Source organism: Rhodanobacter aciditrophus (assembly GCF_050026795.1).
Taxonomy (GTDB): domain Bacteria; phylum Pseudomonadota; class Gammaproteobacteria; order Xanthomonadales; family Rhodanobacteraceae; genus Rhodanobacter_A.
Genome location: NZ_JALBWP010000010.1, coordinates 722234 through 737854 on the forward strand (window position 1 = coordinate 722234; position 15621 = coordinate 737854).

Here is a 15621-nt window from a genome sequence, read left to right on the forward strand (position 1 = left end):
GGGCGATCCACACAATACGCGTTCTTTGTTGGAGGGATACCCAAGCGGCCAACGGGGGCAGACTGTAAATCTGCTGGCTTACGCCTTCGGTGGTTCGAATCCACCTCCCTCCACCAGTCGATTCGCGCGGGCTGCGATTGGGCTGGTTCGCCGGGTCGATCTTCGATGCGGCAACGGGCTCCGCGCAGGGCGGGAGTAGTTCAATGGTAGAACCTCAGCCTTCCAAGCTGATGGTGCGGGTTCGATTCCCGTCTCCCGCTCCATTGATCCCGTCGAGTTTTTGAAGAGTCCGGCAGGATGCCGGCCTGTTCTTCGCCGTCATGGATGGCGGCCGAAAGTCTCCGCTCATGTAGCTCAGTCGGTAGAGCACTTCCTTGGTAAGGAAGAGGTCGCTGGTTCGATTCCAGTCATGAGCACCATCATCGTTGCTCGCCCGTCCGGGGCGTTTTTCTCTCACTGACTCATCGGGATTCTGGCGTATGGCAAAGGGCAAGTTCGAGCGCACCAAGCCCCACGTGAACGTGGGTACGATCGGTCACGTGGACCACGGCAAGACGACGCTGACGGCGGCGCTGACGAAGGTTGGTGCGGAGCGTTTCGGCGGCGAATTCAAGGCCTACGACGCGATCGACGCGGCGCCGGAAGAGAAGGCGCGCGGTATCACGATCTCGACGGCGCATGTGGAATACGAGTCGCCGGTGCGCCACTACGCGCACGTGGACTGCCCGGGCCATGCGGACTACGTGAAGAACATGATCACGGGTGCGGCGCAGATGGACGGCGCGATCCTGGTGTGCTCGGCGGCGGACGGCCCGATGCCGCAGACGCGCGAGCACATCCTGCTGTCGCGCCAGGTGGGCGTGCCGTACATCGTGGTATTCCTGAACAAGGCGGACATGGTGGACGACGCCGAGCTGCTGGAGCTCGTCGAGATGGAAGTGCGCGAGCTGCTGTCGAAGTACGACTTCCCTGGCGACGACACGCCGATCATCAAGGGTTCGGCGCTGAAGGCGCTGGAAGGTGACCAGAGCGAAATCGGCGTGCCGGCGATCATCAAGCTGGTGGACGCGCTGGACAGCTACATTCCGGAGCCGGTGCGCGAGATCGACAAGCCGTTCCTGATGCCGGTCGAGGACGTGTTCTCGATCTCGGGTCGCGGCACGGTGGTGACCGGTCGCGTGGAGCGCGGCATCATCAAGGTCGGCGAGGAAATCGAGGTGGTGGGCATCCGCCCGACGCAGAAGACCACGGTGACCGGCGTGGAGATGTTCCGCAAGCTGCTGGACCAGGGCCAGGCGGGCGACAACGTGGGTCTGCTGCTGCGCGGCCTGAAGCGCGACGACGTGGAGCGCGGGCAGGTGCTGGCGAAGCCGGGCACGATCACGCCGCACACGGACTTCGAGGCCGAGGTGTACGTGCTGTCGAAGGAGGAGGGCGGCCGTCACACCCCGTTCTTCAAGGGCTACCGTCCGCAGTTCTACTTCCGCACCACGGACGTGACCGGCGCGGTGCAGCTGCCGGAAGGCGTGGAGATGGTGATGCCGGGCGACAACGTGAAGATGGTGGTGAGCCTGATCCACCCGATCGCGATGGACGAGGGCCTGCGTTTCGCGATCCGCGAGGGCGGCCGCACCGTCGGCGCCGGCGTGGTGGCCAAGGTCATCAAGTAACAACTGCGGGATTCGGGTGGCGGGACTCGGGATACGGAAGGGCAGGCTCTTCCGCCATCGCCGGGTTCCGGGGCTCGAATCCCGTATCCCGTTTTATCTACGCCAGTAGCTCAATTGGCAGAGCAGCGGTCTCCAAAACCGCAGGTTGGGGGTTCGAGTCCCTCCTGGCGTGCCACCTTTCCGAGGATCGACGACGGATGGCGGCGCAGCGGACACCTCACCCGTTCCGATGGCCGATGACATCCGCAGACTGCGCATGAATACCAAGGCAGAACAGTCCAAGGGCACGAGTGCTGCCGATATCGGCAAGCTGGTGCTGGCCGCCGTGATCCTGGTGGCCGGTATCGTGGCGTATTCGTGGTTCAGCAACGATGCGCGGGTGCCGCCGGTGGCGCGCCTGCTGGGCGTGCTGGCGGCGCTGGTGATCTCGCTGTCGATCGCCGCGTTCACCGCGCTGGGACGCCGCATGCGGCATTTTCTTGCCGAGTCGCAGTTCGAAATGCGCAAGGTGGTCTGGCCGACTCGCGACGAGACGATCAAGACCACCGGCATCATTATTCTCGTGGTCATCGTCCTGTCGCTGCTGCTGGGCCTGATCGACCTGATCCTCAAGTCGGTCATTCTCGACTGGCTGCTCAAGCTGTGAGGTCAAAGCCGTGAGCAAGCGTTGGTATGTGGTGCACGCCTATTCGGGCTTCGAGAACCAGGTGAAGCGGGCGCTCTCCGAGCGCATCGTGCGCGCCGGGATGGAAGAGAAGTTCGGTGAGGTGCTGGTGCCCACCGAGGAAGTGGTCGAGATGCGCGGCGGCCAGAAGCGCCGCAGCGACCGCAAGTTCTTCCCCGGCTACGTGCTGGTGCAGATCGAGACCAACACCGAGGGCAAGGCGCCGCGCATCGACGACGAGTGCTGGCACCTGGTCAAGGAAACTCCCAAGGTGATGGGTTTCATCGGCGGCACCGCCGACCGCCCGCTGCCGATCCGCGACAGCGAGGCCGACACCATCCTGAGCCGCGTGCGCGAGGGCGTGGAAAAGCCCAAGCCCAAGGTGCTGTTCGAGCCGGGCGAGATGGTGCGCGTCACCGACGGTCCGTTCAACGACTTCAACGGCGTGGTCGAGGAAGTCAACTACGAGAAGAGCCGCCTGCGCGTGGCGGTGCTGATCTTCGGCCGTTCCACGCCTGTGGAACTGGAGTTCGGCCAGGTCGAGAAGGCCTGATTCGACTGAAGTATTTGAACGGGGCGGTGGCGCATCGCACGTTCCCGCCCTCCCCCTCCGGGGAGAGGATCGAGGTGATGGGGCGGGGCTTGCGCCGGGATTGATCCGGGGCGCTCCTTCGGTCTCGCGTCGAGGCTGGCCGACTCCTCCCCCGGCCCTTCGGGCCACCTTCTCCCCATGGGGGAGGAGGGAGTTCGGCATGGAGCTTGCTAAAGGACTGGTCAATCTTTATACTGCACGGTTCCCGCCGGGGTCTTTCGACCCGGCGTGCCCGTGTTTCAGGAATCTGCGGGAGCGCGGATTCCCCTCTCAACCAGGGAAGTTGCATGGCGAGGAGCCGCAAGGCGCCTGAACTCGCGAGGAAAATCCAATGGCAAAGAAAGTCGTAGGCTACATCAAGCTGCAGGTCAAGGCCGGTCAGGCCAACCCCAGCCCGCCGGTCGGTCCGGCGCTGGGCCAGCGCGGCCTGAACATCATGGAGTTCTGCAAGGCGTTCAACGCCGCCACGCAGAAGATGGAGCCGGGTCTGCCGATCCCGGTGATCATCACCGCGTACTCCGACCGCAGCTTCACCTTCATCACCAAGACCCCGCCGGCCACGATCCTGATCAAGAAGGCCACGGGCGTCGCCAAGGGCTCGTCGAAGCCGAACACCGACAAGGTCGGCAAGATCACCCGCAAGCAGCTCGAAGACGTCGCCAAGCAGAAGGAGCCGGACCTGACGGCTGCCGATCTGGACGCCGCGGTGCGCACCATTGCCGGTAGCGCGCGCAGCATGGGCCTGGTGGTGGAGGGTTAAGACATGGCAAAGATCACCAAGCGTATGAAGGCCGCCCAGGCCGCGGTGCAGCCGGGCAAGGTGTACGGCCTGGATGAAGCCCTGAAGATCGTCAAGGACAACGCCAAGGCCAAGTTCGCCGAATCCGTCGACGTCGCCGTGCGCCTCGGCATTGACGCCAAGAAGTCGGACCAGGGCGTGCGCGGCTCCTCGCTGCTGCCGCACGGCACCGGCAAGACGATCAAGGTGGCGGTGTTCTGCCCGCCGGGCGAGAAGGCCGAGGCGGCCAAGGCCGCCGGTGCCGATGCGGTCGGCATGGACGACCTGGCCGAGCGCATGCAGGGCGGCGATCTCGACTTCGGTCGCGTGATCGCCACGCCGGACGCGATGCGCGTGGTCGGCAAGCTGGGCCAGCTGCTCGGTCCGCGTGGCCTGATGCCGAATCCGAAGGACGGCTCGGTCACCGCCGACGTGGTCACCGCGGTGAAGAATGCGAAGGCCGGCCAGGTGAAGTTCCGCAACGACAAGGCGGGCATCATCCACGCCACCATCGGCAAGGCCACGTTCGAGGCCGCGCAGCTCGCGGACAACCTCAACGCGCTGGTCAACGACCTGCTGAAGGCGAAGCCGGCTACCGCCAAGGGCCAGTACCTGCAGAAGGTGGCGCTGTCCAGCACGATGGGCATCGGCGTCACCGTGGATACCTCGTCGCTGAACATCGCGACCAAGTAAGTGCTTTTCCCGCGCGGCCGGTTGCCGCGCGGGACCGTTTTTGAGGGCAGCCCCGGTCGAGTACCGGGGCAGCCGTCAAAGACCGCAGGCGCGGCCAGCGCGCGACGACGACGGGCAAGGAACTCGCTCATGGCAGGGAATCGCCGTCGCCGCCAGCCCGGCCGCTTAATCGGATGCCCGCATCCGGCCTGCGCAGATGGTGCCGCCCCCACTGGAATGATTCGTCGTTCTGGAAAGGCCGTCACCCCGGGACGCCTGGCGTCCCCGACGTCAAGGACGGCGTCGCCGAGGACCGCAAGCGGCAGGAGCCGTGAGCGGAGTTCATTTGGAGGAGTGCAATGGCTCTCAATCTGTCCCAGAAGCAAGAAGTAGTCGCCGAGCTGGCAGAAGTCGCCGCGAAGGCCCACTCCCTGGTCGCTGCCGAGTACGCGGGCACCACGGTCGAACAGATGACCGCGATGCGCAAGAAGGCCCGCGAGACTGGCGTGTTCCTGAAGGTTGTCAAGAACACGCTGGCGTCGCGCGCCGTGGCGGGCACCGAGTTCGAGGTCGTCAAGGACGCCCTGACCGGTCCGCTGCTGTACGCGTTCTCGACCGAGGAGCCCGGCGCCGCCGGTCGCCTGATCAAGGAATTCGCGAAGACCAACGACAAGCTCAAGGCCAGGGTCGTCTCCGTGGAAGGCAAGCTGCTGCCGGCCGCGCACGTCGACGTGCTGGCCTCGCTGCCGACCCGTGAAGAGGCGCTGGCCATGCTGGCCCGCGTGCTGGCGGAGCCCGCCGCGATGTTCGCCCGCGCCGTCAAGGCCGTGGCCGACAAGCAGGGCGGTGGCGAAGTCGTCGCCGAAGCCCCTGCGGCCGCCTGATCCCGACGCTTATCCGTACCGAATCCATTTCCAGAGGTAAATCAAAATGTCCCTGACCAACGAACAGATCGTTGAAGCCGTCGCCGCCAAGTCGCTCATGGAAGTGATGGAGCTGGTGAAGGCCATCGAAGAGAAGTTTGGCGTGTCCGCCGCTGCCCCGGTCGCCGTGGCCGTTGCCGGCGGCGCCGCCGCTCCGGCCGCCGAGGCGCAGACCGAGTTCGACGTGATCCTGAAGTCCGCCGGCGACAAGAAGGTCGACGTGATCAAGGCCGTCCGCGCGATCACCGGCCTGGGCCTGAAGGAAGCCAAGGACCTCACCGAGTCGGGTGGCGTCCTGAAGGAAGCCGTGTCGAAGGAAGACGCCGAGAAGTTCAAGAAGGATCTGGAAGCTGCCGGCGCCACGGTCGAACTGAAGTAATCGGCGCCTTGCGCGCCGTCAGCCAGACCTAGCGCAAGCCGAGCCTGGGGGCGAAAGTCCCCGGGCTTTGGCCGCTTAAGGGCCGGTTGGCGCGCAGGCCAGGACGGCCCGCCGTGAATCGGGTGCTTTGCGCCCGATTCAACGGAGCCCGCAGGCAGGCCAGGATGGCCTGCCGTGGAACAGGCGCCTCGGCGCCTGTTCCGGCGGAGCCCGCCTTTGGCGGGCGAGCAACCAAGGGCAGGAGCCCATGGGTTGCCCATAGGCACGGAAGCTCTGCGCTCTGAGGCATGGCGACTGGGAATTCAGGTATCGAGTCCCCAGCCGCGATCCCCCAGATCCAAGCATCCCCATTCAGCCGGTGTGTGCACCACCGGCGCCACTGCGAACCGAGGCGTCAACCCATGACCTACTCGTTTACCGAGAAGAAGCGCATCCGCAAGGATTTCGGCAAGCGGCCCCCCGTGCTGGGCGTGCCCAACCTGCTGACCATCCAGACCGATTCCTACCGGGAATTCCTGCAGGAGCACGTCGCGCCAAAGCAGCGCGAGGACAAGGGTCTGCATGCCGCCTTGAAGTCGGTGTTCCCGATCGTCAGCTACTCGGGCAACGCCGCGCTGGAGTACGTCGACTACCGCCTCGGCGAGCCGGGCTTCGACGAGCGCGAGTGCCGCAACCGCGGCATGACCTTCGGCGCGCCGCTGCGCGTGACCGTGCGCCTGGTCATCTACGACAAGGACAGCCCGGCCTCGAAGAAGGCCGTGAAGTACGTCAAGGAGCAGGAGGTCTACATGGGCGAAATCCCGCTCATGACCGACACCGGCACCTTCATCATCAACGGCACCGAGCGCGTCATCGTCTCGCAGCTGCACCGTTCGCCGGGCGTGTTCTTCGACCACGACCGCGGCAAGACGCACAGCTCGGGCAAGCTGCTGTTCTCCGCCCGCGTGATCCCCTACCGCGGCTCGTGGCTGGACTTCGAGTTCGACCCGAAGGACGCGCTGTTCACGCGCATCGACCGTCGCCGCAAGCTGCCGGTGACGGTGCTGCTGCGCGCGCTGGGCTACAGCAACGAGGAGATGCTGGCCATCTTCTTCGAGCACAACGTGTTCCATCTGGGAGCCAAGGGCGGCACCACGCTGGAGCTGGTCGCCGAGCGCCTGCGCGGCGAGACGCTGTCGTTCGATCTGGCGATCGGCGGCAAGGTGCTGGTGGAGGCCGGCAAGCGCATCACCGCGCGTCACGTGCGCCAGCTCGCGGCCGAGAACATCACCGCGCTGGAAGTGCCGGACGACTACCCGGTGGGCCGCATCCTGGCGATCGACATCGTCGACCCGAAGACCGGCGAGCTGCTGGCAGCCGCCAACGACGAGATCACTGCCGAGCAGCTGGAGAGCTTCCGCAAGGCCGGCATCGATGTCGTGCCGACGCTGTACGTGAACGACCTCGACCGTGGCGCCTACATCTCGCACACCCTGCGCATCGACAACACCCGCACCCCGCTGGAGGCGCTGGTGGAGATCTACCGCATGATGCGCCCGGGCGAGCCGCCGACGAAGGATGCCGCGCAGAACCTGTTCTACAACCTGTTCTTCACCTTCGACCGCTACGACCTGTCGGCGGTCGGCCGCATGAAGTTCAACCGCCGAGTGGGCCGCAAGGACATCCTCGGCCCCGGCGTGCTGTACGACTACAAGTACTTCGGCGAGCGCAAGGAAGAGGAAGCCCAGCGCCTGGTCAAGGCCCAGGGCGAGAGTTCGGACATCCTCGACGTGCTGAAGGTGCTGATCGAGATCAAGAACGGCCATGGCACCGTGGACGACATCGACCACCTCGGCAACCGTCGCGTGCGCTCGGTCGGCGAGATGACCGAGAACACCTTCCGCATCGGCTTGGTGCGCGTGGAGCGCGCGGTGCGCGAGCGCCTGTCGCTGGCCGAGGCCGACGGCCTCACCCCGCAGGACCTGATCAACGCCAAGCCGGTGGCGGCGGCGGTGAAGGAGTTCTTCGGCTCCTCGCAGCTCAGCCAGTTCATGGACCAGAACAACCCGCTGTCGGAAGTCACCCACAAGCGCCGCGTCTCCGCGCTGGGCCCGGGCGGCCTGACCCGCGAGCGTGCCGGCTTCGAGGTGCGCGACGTGCACCCGACCCATTACGGCCGCGTCTGCACCATCGAGACGCCGGAAGGCCCGAACATCGGCCTGATCAACTCGCTCGCCGTGTACGCGCGCACCAACCAGTACGGCTTCCTGGAGACGCCGTACCGCAAGGTGGCGAACGGCAAGGTCACCGACAAGGTGGACTACCTGTCGGCGATCGAGGAAGGCGATCACGTGATCGCGCAGGCGAACTCGCCACTGGACAAGCACGGTGCGTTCGTCGAGGAATTCGTCTCCTGCCGTTTCCGCGGCGAGTCCGAGCTGCGTCCGGCGGCCGAAGTCGACTACATGGACGTCTCGCCGATGCAGACCGTGTCGGTGGCGGCGGCGCTGGTGCCGTTCCTGGAGCACGACGACGCGAACCGCGCACTGATGGGCGCGAACATGCAGCGCCAGGCCGTGCCGACGCTGCGTTCGCAGACCCCGCTGGTGGGCACCGGTATCGAGCGCGCCGTGGCGCGCGACTCGGGCGTCACGGTGAGCGCCAGGCGCGGCGGCGTGATCGACCAGGTCGACGCGGGCCGCATCGTGGTGCGCGTCAACGAGGACGAGGTGGGCGAGAACGACGCCGGCGTCGACATCTACACGCTGACCAAGTACACCCGCTCCAACCAGAACACCAACCTCAACCAGCGCCCGCTGGTGAACGTGGGTGACGTGGTGGCGAAGGGCGACACGCTGGCCGACGGTTCGTCGACCGACCTGGGCGAGCTCGCGCTCGGCCAGAACATGCTGATCGCCTTCATGCCGTGGAACGGCTACAACTTCGAAGACTCGATCCTGCTCTCCGAGCGTGTCGTGCAGGAAGACCGCTACACCTCGATCCACATCGAGGAGCTGGCCTGCGTCGCGCGCGACACCAAGCTGGGCGCCGAGGAAATCACCGCCGACATCCCCAACGTGGGTGAGCAGGCGCTGGCCCGCCTCGACGAGAGCGGCATCGTCTACATCGGCGCCGAGGTGAAGGCGGGCGACATCCTGGTGGGCAAGGTCACGCCGAAGGGCGAGAGCCAGCTGACCCCGGAGGAGAAGCTGCTGCGCGCGATCTTCGGCGAGAAGGCTTCGGACGTGAAGGACAGCTCGCTGCGCGTGCCGCCGGGCATGGACGGCACCGTCATCGACGTACAGGTGTTCACCCGCGACGGGATTGAGAAGGACAAGCGCGCCAAGCAGATCGAGGAAACCGAGATCAAGCGCATCCGCAAGGACTTCGACGACCAGTTCCGCATCCTGGAAGGCGCGATCTACAACCGCATGCGCGCGCAGCTGGTCGGCCAGAGCGCGATGAGCGGTCCGGGCGGCCTGAAGCGCGGTGCCGAGATCACCGACGCGTACCTGGACGGCCTGAAGAAGGACGACTGGTTCAAGATCAACGTCAAGGACGAATCGGTCACCGAGTTCCTCGAGCGCGCCGCCGAGCAGGTCAAGCGCCACAAGGAGGAGTTCGACAAGCGCTTCAAGGAGAAGCAGGGCAAGATCACCCAGGGCGACGACCTCGCGCCGGGCGTGCTGAAGATGGTCAAGGTATTCCTGGCCGTGAAGCGCCGCATCCAGCCGGGCGACAAGATGGCCGGCCGCCACGGCAACAAGGGTGTGGTGTCGAACGTGGTGCCGGTGGAGGACATGCCGTACATGGCCGACGGCACCTCGGTGGACATCTGCCTGAACCCGCTGGGCGTGCCGAGCCGTATGAACATCGGCCAGATCCTCGAGGTGCATCTGGGCTGGGCCGCCAAGGGCCTGGGCAAGAAGATCCAGCAGATGCTGGAGGCGCAGGCCAAGGTCAAGCAGATCCGCGAGTTCCTCGACCAGATCTACAACCACCACGTCGCCGGCGCGGTGCAGCACGTCGACCTGAAGTCGCTGACCGACGAGGAGATCCTCGCGCTGGCGACGAACCTGCAGGAAGGCGTACCGATGGCCACGCCGGTGTTCGACGGCGCCGAGGAAACCGAGATCAAGGCGATGCTGAAGCTGGCGGATCTGCCCGAGTCGGGCCAGACCACGCTGTACGACGGCCGCACCGGCGAGGCGTTCGATCGCCCGGTCACCGTGGGCTACATGCATTACCTGAAGCTCAACCACCTGGTCGACGACAAGATGCACGCGCGCTCCACCGGCCCGTACTCGCTGGTCACCCAGCAGCCGCTGGGCGGCAAGGCGCAGTTCGGCGGCCAGCGCTTCGGCGAGATGGAAGTCTGGGCGCTGGAAGCCTACGGCGCGGCCTACACCCTGCAGGAAATGCTGACGGTGAAGTCCGACGACGTGCAGGGCCGTAACCAGATGTACAAGAACATCGTCGACGGCAACCACGAGATGGCGGCCGGCATGCCGGAGTCCTTCAACGTGCTGGTGAAGGAAATCCGCTCGCTCGGCATCGACATCGACCTGGAAGAGATCAAGTGAATGGTCGGGACCCGGGGTGAGAGCCCCGGGTCCCGGATAAGCCAAGCCCCGGTTATTCCGTGGATCCCGACCATAGAGACAGCTCCAAGCGGAGACTCACATGAAAGACCTGCTCAATCTGTTCAACCAGCAGCGTGCCACGCCCGAGTTCGACTCGATCAAGATCGCGCTGGCGTCGCCGGAACTGATCCGCTCCTGGTCCTACGGCGAAGTGAAGAAGCCGGAGACGATCAACTACCGCACGTTCAAGCCCGAGCGTGACGGCCTGTTCTGCGCCGCCATCTTCGGTCCGGTGAAGGACTACGAGTGCCTGTGCGGCAAGTACAAGCGCATGAAGCACCGCGGCGTGGTGTGCGAGAAGTGCGGCACGGAAGTCACCCTGGCCAAGGTGCGCCGCGAGCGCATGGGCCATATCGAACTGGCCAGCCCGACCGCGCACATCTGGTTCCTGAAGTCGCTGCCGTCGCGCATCGGCCTGATGCTGGACATGACCCTGCGCGACATCGAGCGCATCCTGTACTTCGAAGCGTTCGTGGTGATCGACCCGGGTCTTACCGCGCTCGAGCGTGGCCAGTTGCTCAGCGAGGACCAGTATCTCGAAGCCGTCGAGGAGCACGGCGACGAGTTCGACGCGCGCATGGGCGCCGAGGCGGTGTACGAGCTGCTGAAGTCGCTGGATCTTCCGGGCGAAGTCATCCGCCTGAAGGAGGAGATCGCCTCCACCAACTCCGAGACCAAGCTGAAGCGCCTCACCAAGCGCGTGAAGCTGATCGAGGCCTTCCTGGAATCCGGCAACAAGCCGGAGTGGATGGTGCTGACCGTGTTGCCGGTGCTGCCGCCGGACCTGCGTCCGCTGGTGCCGCTGGACGGCGGCCGCTTCGCGACCTCCGACCTGAACGACCTGTACCGCCGCGTCATCAACCGCAACAACCGCCTGAAGCGCCTGCTCGAACTCAACGCGCCCGACATCATCGTGCGCAACGAGAAGCGCATGCTGCAGGAGTCGGTGGACGCGCTGCTCGACAACGGCCGCCGCGGCCGTGCCATCACCGGCACGAACAAGCGCGCGCTGAAGTCGCTGGCCGACATGATCAAGGGCAAGCAGGGCCGCTTCCGCCAGAACCTGCTCGGCAAGCGCGTGGATTACTCCGGCCGCTCGGTGATCACCGTGGGCCCGACGCTGCGCCTGCACCAGTGCGGCCTGCCCAAGAAGATGGCGCTGGAGCTGTTCAAGCCGTTCATCTTCGCCAAGCTGCAGGCCCGCGGCGAGGCCACCACGATCAAGGCCGCCAAGAAGCTCGTCGAGCGCGAGGAAGGCCAGGTGTGGGACATCCTCGAAGAGGTGATCCGCGAGCATCCGGTGCTGCTGAACCGTGCTCCGACGCTGCACCGCCTTGGCATCCAGGCCTTCGAGCCGGTGCTGATCGAAGGCAAGGCGATCCAGCTGCATCCGCTGGTCTGTACCGCGTTCAACGCCGACTTCGACGGCGACCAGATGGCCGTGCACGTGCCGCTGTCGATCGAGGCGCAGCTCGAGGCACGCGCCCTGATGATGTCGACCAACAACATCCTGTCGCCCGCCAACGGCGAGCCGATCATCGTGCCGACCCAGGACGTGGTGCTGGGCCTGTACTACATGACGCGCGAGCTGGTGAACGCGAAGGGCACCGGCATGGTGTTCTCCGGCATCAGCGAGGTGCGCCGCGCCTATGACAACCGCGCGGTCGAGCTGCACGCCAAGGTCAAGGTGCGCCTGAAGCAGGTGCGCCTGGGCGACAACGGCGAGCGCCACAGCGAGATCGCGCTGGTCGAGACCACCGTGGGCCGCGCGCTGCTCGCCGAGATCCTGCCGGAGGGCCTGCCGTTCCAGCTCGCCAACACCGAGCTGACCAAGAAGGCGATCTCGCGCCTGATCAACGCCAGCTACCGCCGCCTGGGCCTGAAGGAAACGGTGATCTTCGCCGACAAGCTGATGTACACCGGCTACCGTTTCGCGACGCGCGCCGGCATCTCCATCGGCATCGACGACATGAAGATCCCGGCCGAGAAGAAGGCGATCCTCGAGGAAGCCGAGAAGGAAGTCGTCGAGATCCAGCAGCAGTACCAGTCGGGCCTGGTCACCGCCGGCGAGCGCTACAACAAGGTGGTCGACATCTGGTCGCGCACCAACGAGCAGGTGGCCAAGGCGATGATCGACGGCATCGGCACCGAGACGGTGACCGACAGCGAGGGCAAGCAGGTTGCCCAGAAGTCGATGAACTCGCTCTACATCATGGCCGACTCCGGCGCCCGTGGTTCGGTGGCGCAGATCCGCCAGCTGGCGGGCATGCGCGGCCTGATGGCGCGCCCGGACGGCTCGATCATCGAGACGCCGATCAAGGCCAACTTCCGCGAAGGCCTGAACGTGCTGCAGTACTTCAACTCCACCCACGGCGCCCGCAAGGGCCTGGCGGACACGGCGCTGAAGACCGCGAACTCCGGCTACCTCACCCGCCGCCTGGTGGACGTGGCGCAGGACGTGGTGGTCACCATGGATGACTGCGGTACCGAGGAAGGCCTCACCATGCAGCCGATCGTGGAGGGCGGCGACGTGGTCGAGCCGCTGCGCGACCGCGTGCTGGGCCGCGTGGTGGTCGAGGACGTGTATGCCCCCGGCAACGACGACCAGCCGATCGTCACCCGCGACACCCTGCTGAACGAGGCGCTGGTTGAGAAGCTCGACAAGGCCGGCGTGCAGTCGGTCAAGGTGCGTTCGCCGATCACCTGCGAGGCCAGCCACGGCGTGTGCAAGCTGTGCTACGGCCGCGACCTGGCTCGTGGCCACCTGGTCAACATGGGCGAGGCCGTGGGCGTGGTCGCCGCGCAGTCGATCGGCGAGCCGGGCACCCAGCTGACCATGCGTACCTTCCACATCGGCGGCGCGGCCTCGCGAGCCGCCGCGGTGGACAACGTGACGGTGAAGACCACCGGCGCGCTGAAGTTCAACAACCTGAAGACCGTGCAGCACGCCCAGGGCCACCTGGTGGCGGTGTCGCGTTCTGGCGAGGTGTCGGTGCTCGACGCCAACGGCCGCGAGCGCGAGCGCTACAAGGTGCCCTACGGCGCCACCATCGCGGTGAAGGACGGCGCACCGGTGAAGGCGGGCCAGACCGTGGCGAACTGGGATCCGCACACCCACCCGATCGTCACCGAGGTGGCGGGCGTGGTGCGGTTCATCGACTTCATCGATGGCGTCACCGTGCAGAGCCAGACCGACGAGCTGACCGGCCTGGAGTCGGCGGTGGTCACCGATCCGAAGCGTCGCGGCACGCAGGCGAAGGACCTGCGCCCGATCGTGCGCCTGGAGGACAGCAAGGGTCGCGAGCTCAAGTTGCCGGGCACCGACATCGCCGCGCAATACTTCCTGCCGGCGGGCGCGATCGTGTCGATCCAGAACGGCGCCGCGGTGGGCGTGGGCGACGTGGTCGCACGTATCCCGCAGGAAACCTCCAAGACCCGCGACATCACCGGCGGCCTGCCCCGCGTGGCCGACCTGTTCGAGGCGCGCAAGCCGAAGGAGCCGGCGGTGCTCGCCGAGCGCTCCGGCGTGGTCAGCTTCGGCAAGGACACCAAGGGCAAGCAGCGCCTGATCATCAAGGACGCCGACGGCAACGAGCACGAGGAGCTGATCCCGAAGTGGCGCCAGGTCATCGTGTTCGAAGGCGAGCACGTGGAGAAGGGCGAGACCGTGGTGGACGGCGAGCCCAGCCCGCACGACATCCTGCGCCTGCTGGGCGTGGAGCCGCTGGCCACGTACCTGGTCAAGGAGATCCAGGACGTGTACCGCCTGCAGGGCGTGAAGATCAACGACAAGCACATCGAGGCGATCATTCGCCAGATGCTGCGCAAGGTCGAGATCACCGAGCCGGGCGACAGCCACTACCTGCGCGGCGAGCAGGTCGAGCGCGTGCGCATCAATGCCGAGAACGAGCGTGCGGAAGGCAAGGGCGAGCGTCCGGCCGAGTACCAGTCGGTGCTGCTGGGCATCACGAAGGCCTCGCTGGCCACCGAGTCGTTCATCTCGGCGGCTTCGTTCCAGGAAACCACCCGCGTCCTCACCGAGGCTGCGGTCCGCGGCACGCGCGATACCTTGCGGGGCCTGAAGGAAAATGTTATCGTCGGCCGTCTGATCCCTGCGGGTACCGGCTTGGCATATCACGCCTCGCGCCGCAGCCAGGGCGGCCTGACCGCCTCGGAGCTGGAAACGCTCTCCGGTGCCGCCCCCGCCGTCTCGTTCGCCGAGGCGCCGGCCGGCAGTGAAAGTGGTGTCGAGTAAGCCCATTCCGGGCCTTGCTCGCTAGACATACGAAATGAGGTGCACGGACGCACCTCGTGTTCGGGTCATGGAAGGCGGGACATTGGCTTGTCTGTGACAGGCCGTCCGTGTTATATTCCCGCTTCTTGGCAGACCGAGCTTGTTCGGGCTGCCTTTATGTTTTCAGAAAAGGCTTCGCATGGCGACTATCAACCAGTTGGTGCGCAAATCCCGCAGCCCGAAGAGCTACAAGAGCGATTCGCCTGCTCTGCAGAACAGCCCGCAGCGTCGCGGCGTCTGCACGCGCGTTTACACGACCACCCCGAAAAAGCCGAACTCGGCCCTGCGCAAGGTTGCCAAGGTGCGCCTGACCAACGGCTACGAGGTGATCAGCTACATCGGCGGCGAAGGCCACAACCTGCAGGAGCACTCGGTGGTGCTGATCCGCGGTGGCCGCGTCAAGGATCTGCCGGGCGTGCGCTACCACACGGTGCGCGGCAGCCTCGACTGCGCCGGCGTCACCAAGCGTCGCCAGTCGCGCTCGAAGTACGGCGCCAAGCGTCCGAAGTCCTGATCGTTAGGAAATAACTATGTCGCGTAAAGGTTCCCATCCCGCCCGTCTGGTGCTGCCCGATCCGAAGCACGGCAGCCAGCTGATCGCCCGCTTCATCAACATGGTGATGAAGAGCGGCAAGAAGTCGGTGGCCGAGAGCATCGTCTACGGCGCGCTGGAGCATCTGGGCGAGAAGCACGCCGAGCCGGTGGCTCTGGTCGAGAAGGCGCTGAACAATGTCGCGCCCGCCGTCGAGGTGAAGTCGCGCCGTGTCGGTGGCGCCACCTACCAGGTGCCGGTGGAAGTGCGTCCCGGTCGCCGCATGGCGCTGGCGATGCGCTGGGTGATCGAGGCTGCGCGCAAGCGCGGCGAGACCTCGATGCCGCGCAAGCTGGCTGCCGAGCTGCAGGAGGCTTCCGAAAGCCGCGGTGGCGCTGCCAAGAAGCGCGAGGAAACCCATCGCATGGCGGAAGCCAACAAGGCCTTCTCGCACTACCGCTGGTAAGCGGCGGAAGTGTCGTGCCGCCCGCGATG

Annotated in this window: 11 protein-coding genes and 4 tRNA genes; all 15 read left to right on the forward strand. The window is 65.9% G+C overall.

What is annotated here, in order from left to right; genetic code table 11:
• Window positions 1-30: 30 nt before the first annotated feature.
• The 15 genes from ACQGNW_RS08040 to rpsG all read left to right on the forward strand — a co-directional run bounded on the left by ACQGNW_RS08040 (window position 31) and on the right by rpsG (window position 15592).
• Window positions 31-116: transfer RNA gene (locus tag ACQGNW_RS08040), tRNA-Tyr, on the forward strand.
• A gap of 73 nt (window positions 117-189) precedes the next feature.
• A tRNA-Gly gene (locus ACQGNW_RS08045) sits at window positions 190-263 on the forward strand.
• Window positions 264-343: 80 nt separating this feature from the next.
• Window positions 344-419: transfer RNA gene (locus ACQGNW_RS08050), tRNA-Thr, on the forward strand.
• Between the two features lie 60 nt (window positions 420-479).
• On the forward strand, window positions 480-1670 hold the full coding sequence (gene tuf, locus ACQGNW_RS08055) for an elongation factor Tu (protein WP_426661014.1): 1191 nt from the start codon (window positions 480-482) through the stop codon (window positions 1668-1670).
• A 99-nt stretch (window positions 1671-1769) separates the two neighbouring features.
• Window positions 1770-1845, forward strand: a tRNA-Trp gene (locus ACQGNW_RS08060).
• A gap of 81 nt (window positions 1846-1926) precedes the next feature.
• Window positions 1927-2316, forward strand: coding sequence for a preprotein translocase subunit SecE (gene secE / locus ACQGNW_RS08065; RefSeq protein WP_426662612.1), 390 nt, complete (start codon window positions 1927-1929; stop codon window positions 2314-2316).
• A gap of 10 nt (window positions 2317-2326) precedes the next feature.
• A complete protein-coding gene (nusG, locus tag ACQGNW_RS08070) occupies window positions 2327-2887 on the forward strand; it encodes a transcription termination/antitermination protein NusG (protein WP_426662613.1) in 561 nt (186 codons plus the stop codon).
• A gap of 370 nt (window positions 2888-3257) precedes the next feature.
• The gene (gene rplK / locus ACQGNW_RS08075; RefSeq protein ID WP_077481280.1) at window positions 3258-3686 is read left to right on the forward strand and encodes a 50S ribosomal protein L11; all 429 of its coding nucleotides are present in this window, start codon (window positions 3258-3260) and stop codon (window positions 3684-3686) included.
• 3 nt (window positions 3687-3689) lie between these two features.
• Window positions 3690-4397: a 50S ribosomal protein L1 gene (gene rplA, locus ACQGNW_RS08080; RefSeq protein WP_426662614.1), complete on the forward strand. Its 708-nt coding sequence runs from the start codon at window positions 3690-3692 to the stop codon at window positions 4395-4397.
• 338 nt (window positions 4398-4735) lie between these two features.
• Window positions 4736-5260 (forward strand): 50S ribosomal protein L10, encoded by a 525-nt coding sequence (gene rplJ, locus ACQGNW_RS08085; RefSeq protein ID WP_426662615.1) that lies wholly within the window; start codon window positions 4736-4738, stop codon window positions 5258-5260.
• 46 nt (window positions 5261-5306) lie between these two features.
• Window positions 5307-5678 carry a 50S ribosomal protein L7/L12 gene (gene rplL, locus ACQGNW_RS08090; protein WP_426662616.1) on the forward strand — a complete coding sequence of 124 codons (372 nt, stop codon included), beginning with the start codon at window positions 5307-5309 and terminating at the stop codon, window positions 5676-5678.
• Window positions 5679-6079: 401 nt separating this feature from the next.
• Window positions 6080-10240 (forward strand): DNA-directed RNA polymerase subunit beta, encoded by a 4161-nt coding sequence (rpoB, locus tag ACQGNW_RS08095; RefSeq protein ID WP_426662617.1) that lies wholly within the window; start codon window positions 6080-6082, stop codon window positions 10238-10240.
• 100 nt (window positions 10241-10340) lie between these two features.
• Window positions 10341-14555, forward strand: coding sequence for a DNA-directed RNA polymerase subunit beta' (gene rpoC / locus ACQGNW_RS08100; protein ID WP_426662618.1), 4215 nt, complete (start codon window positions 10341-10343; stop codon window positions 14553-14555).
• A gap of 178 nt (window positions 14556-14733) precedes the next feature.
• Window positions 14734-15108, forward strand: a complete 375-nt coding sequence (gene rpsL / locus ACQGNW_RS08105) for a 30S ribosomal protein S12 (RefSeq protein WP_181300951.1) — start codon at window positions 14734-14736, stop codon at window positions 15106-15108.
• 16 nt (window positions 15109-15124) lie between these two features.
• Window positions 15125-15592 (forward strand): 30S ribosomal protein S7, encoded by a 468-nt coding sequence (gene rpsG / locus ACQGNW_RS08110; protein WP_181300965.1) that lies wholly within the window; start codon window positions 15125-15127, stop codon window positions 15590-15592.
• Window positions 15593-15621 lie beyond the last annotated feature (29 nt).

Coding starts and splice junctions, on each gene's coding strand:
- tuf (WP_426661014.1), top strand. CDS start 480: ATGGCAAAGGGCAAGTTCGAGCGCACCAAGCCCCACGTGAACGTGGGT.
- secE (WP_426662612.1), top strand. CDS start 1,927: ATGAATACCAAGGCAGAACAGTCCAAGGGCACGAGTGCTGCCGATATC.
- rplK (WP_077481280.1), top strand. CDS start 3,258: ATGGCAAAGAAAGTCGTAGGCTACATCAAGCTGCAGGTCAAGGCCGGT.
- rplA (WP_426662614.1), top strand. CDS start 3,690: ATGGCAAAGATCACCAAGCGTATGAAGGCCGCCCAGGCCGCGGTGCAG.
- rplJ (WP_426662615.1), top strand. CDS start 4,736: ATGGCTCTCAATCTGTCCCAGAAGCAAGAAGTAGTCGCCGAGCTGGCA.
- rplL (WP_426662616.1), top strand. CDS start 5,307: ATGTCCCTGACCAACGAACAGATCGTTGAAGCCGTCGCCGCCAAGTCG.
- rpoB (WP_426662617.1), top strand. CDS start 6,080: ATGACCTACTCGTTTACCGAGAAGAAGCGCATCCGCAAGGATTTCGGC.
- rpoC (WP_426662618.1), top strand. CDS start 10,341: ATGAAAGACCTGCTCAATCTGTTCAACCAGCAGCGTGCCACGCCCGAG.
- rpsL (WP_181300951.1), top strand. CDS start 14,734: ATGGCGACTATCAACCAGTTGGTGCGCAAATCCCGCAGCCCGAAGAGC.
- rpsG (WP_181300965.1), top strand. CDS start 15,125: ATGTCGCGTAAAGGTTCCCATCCCGCCCGTCTGGTGCTGCCCGATCCG.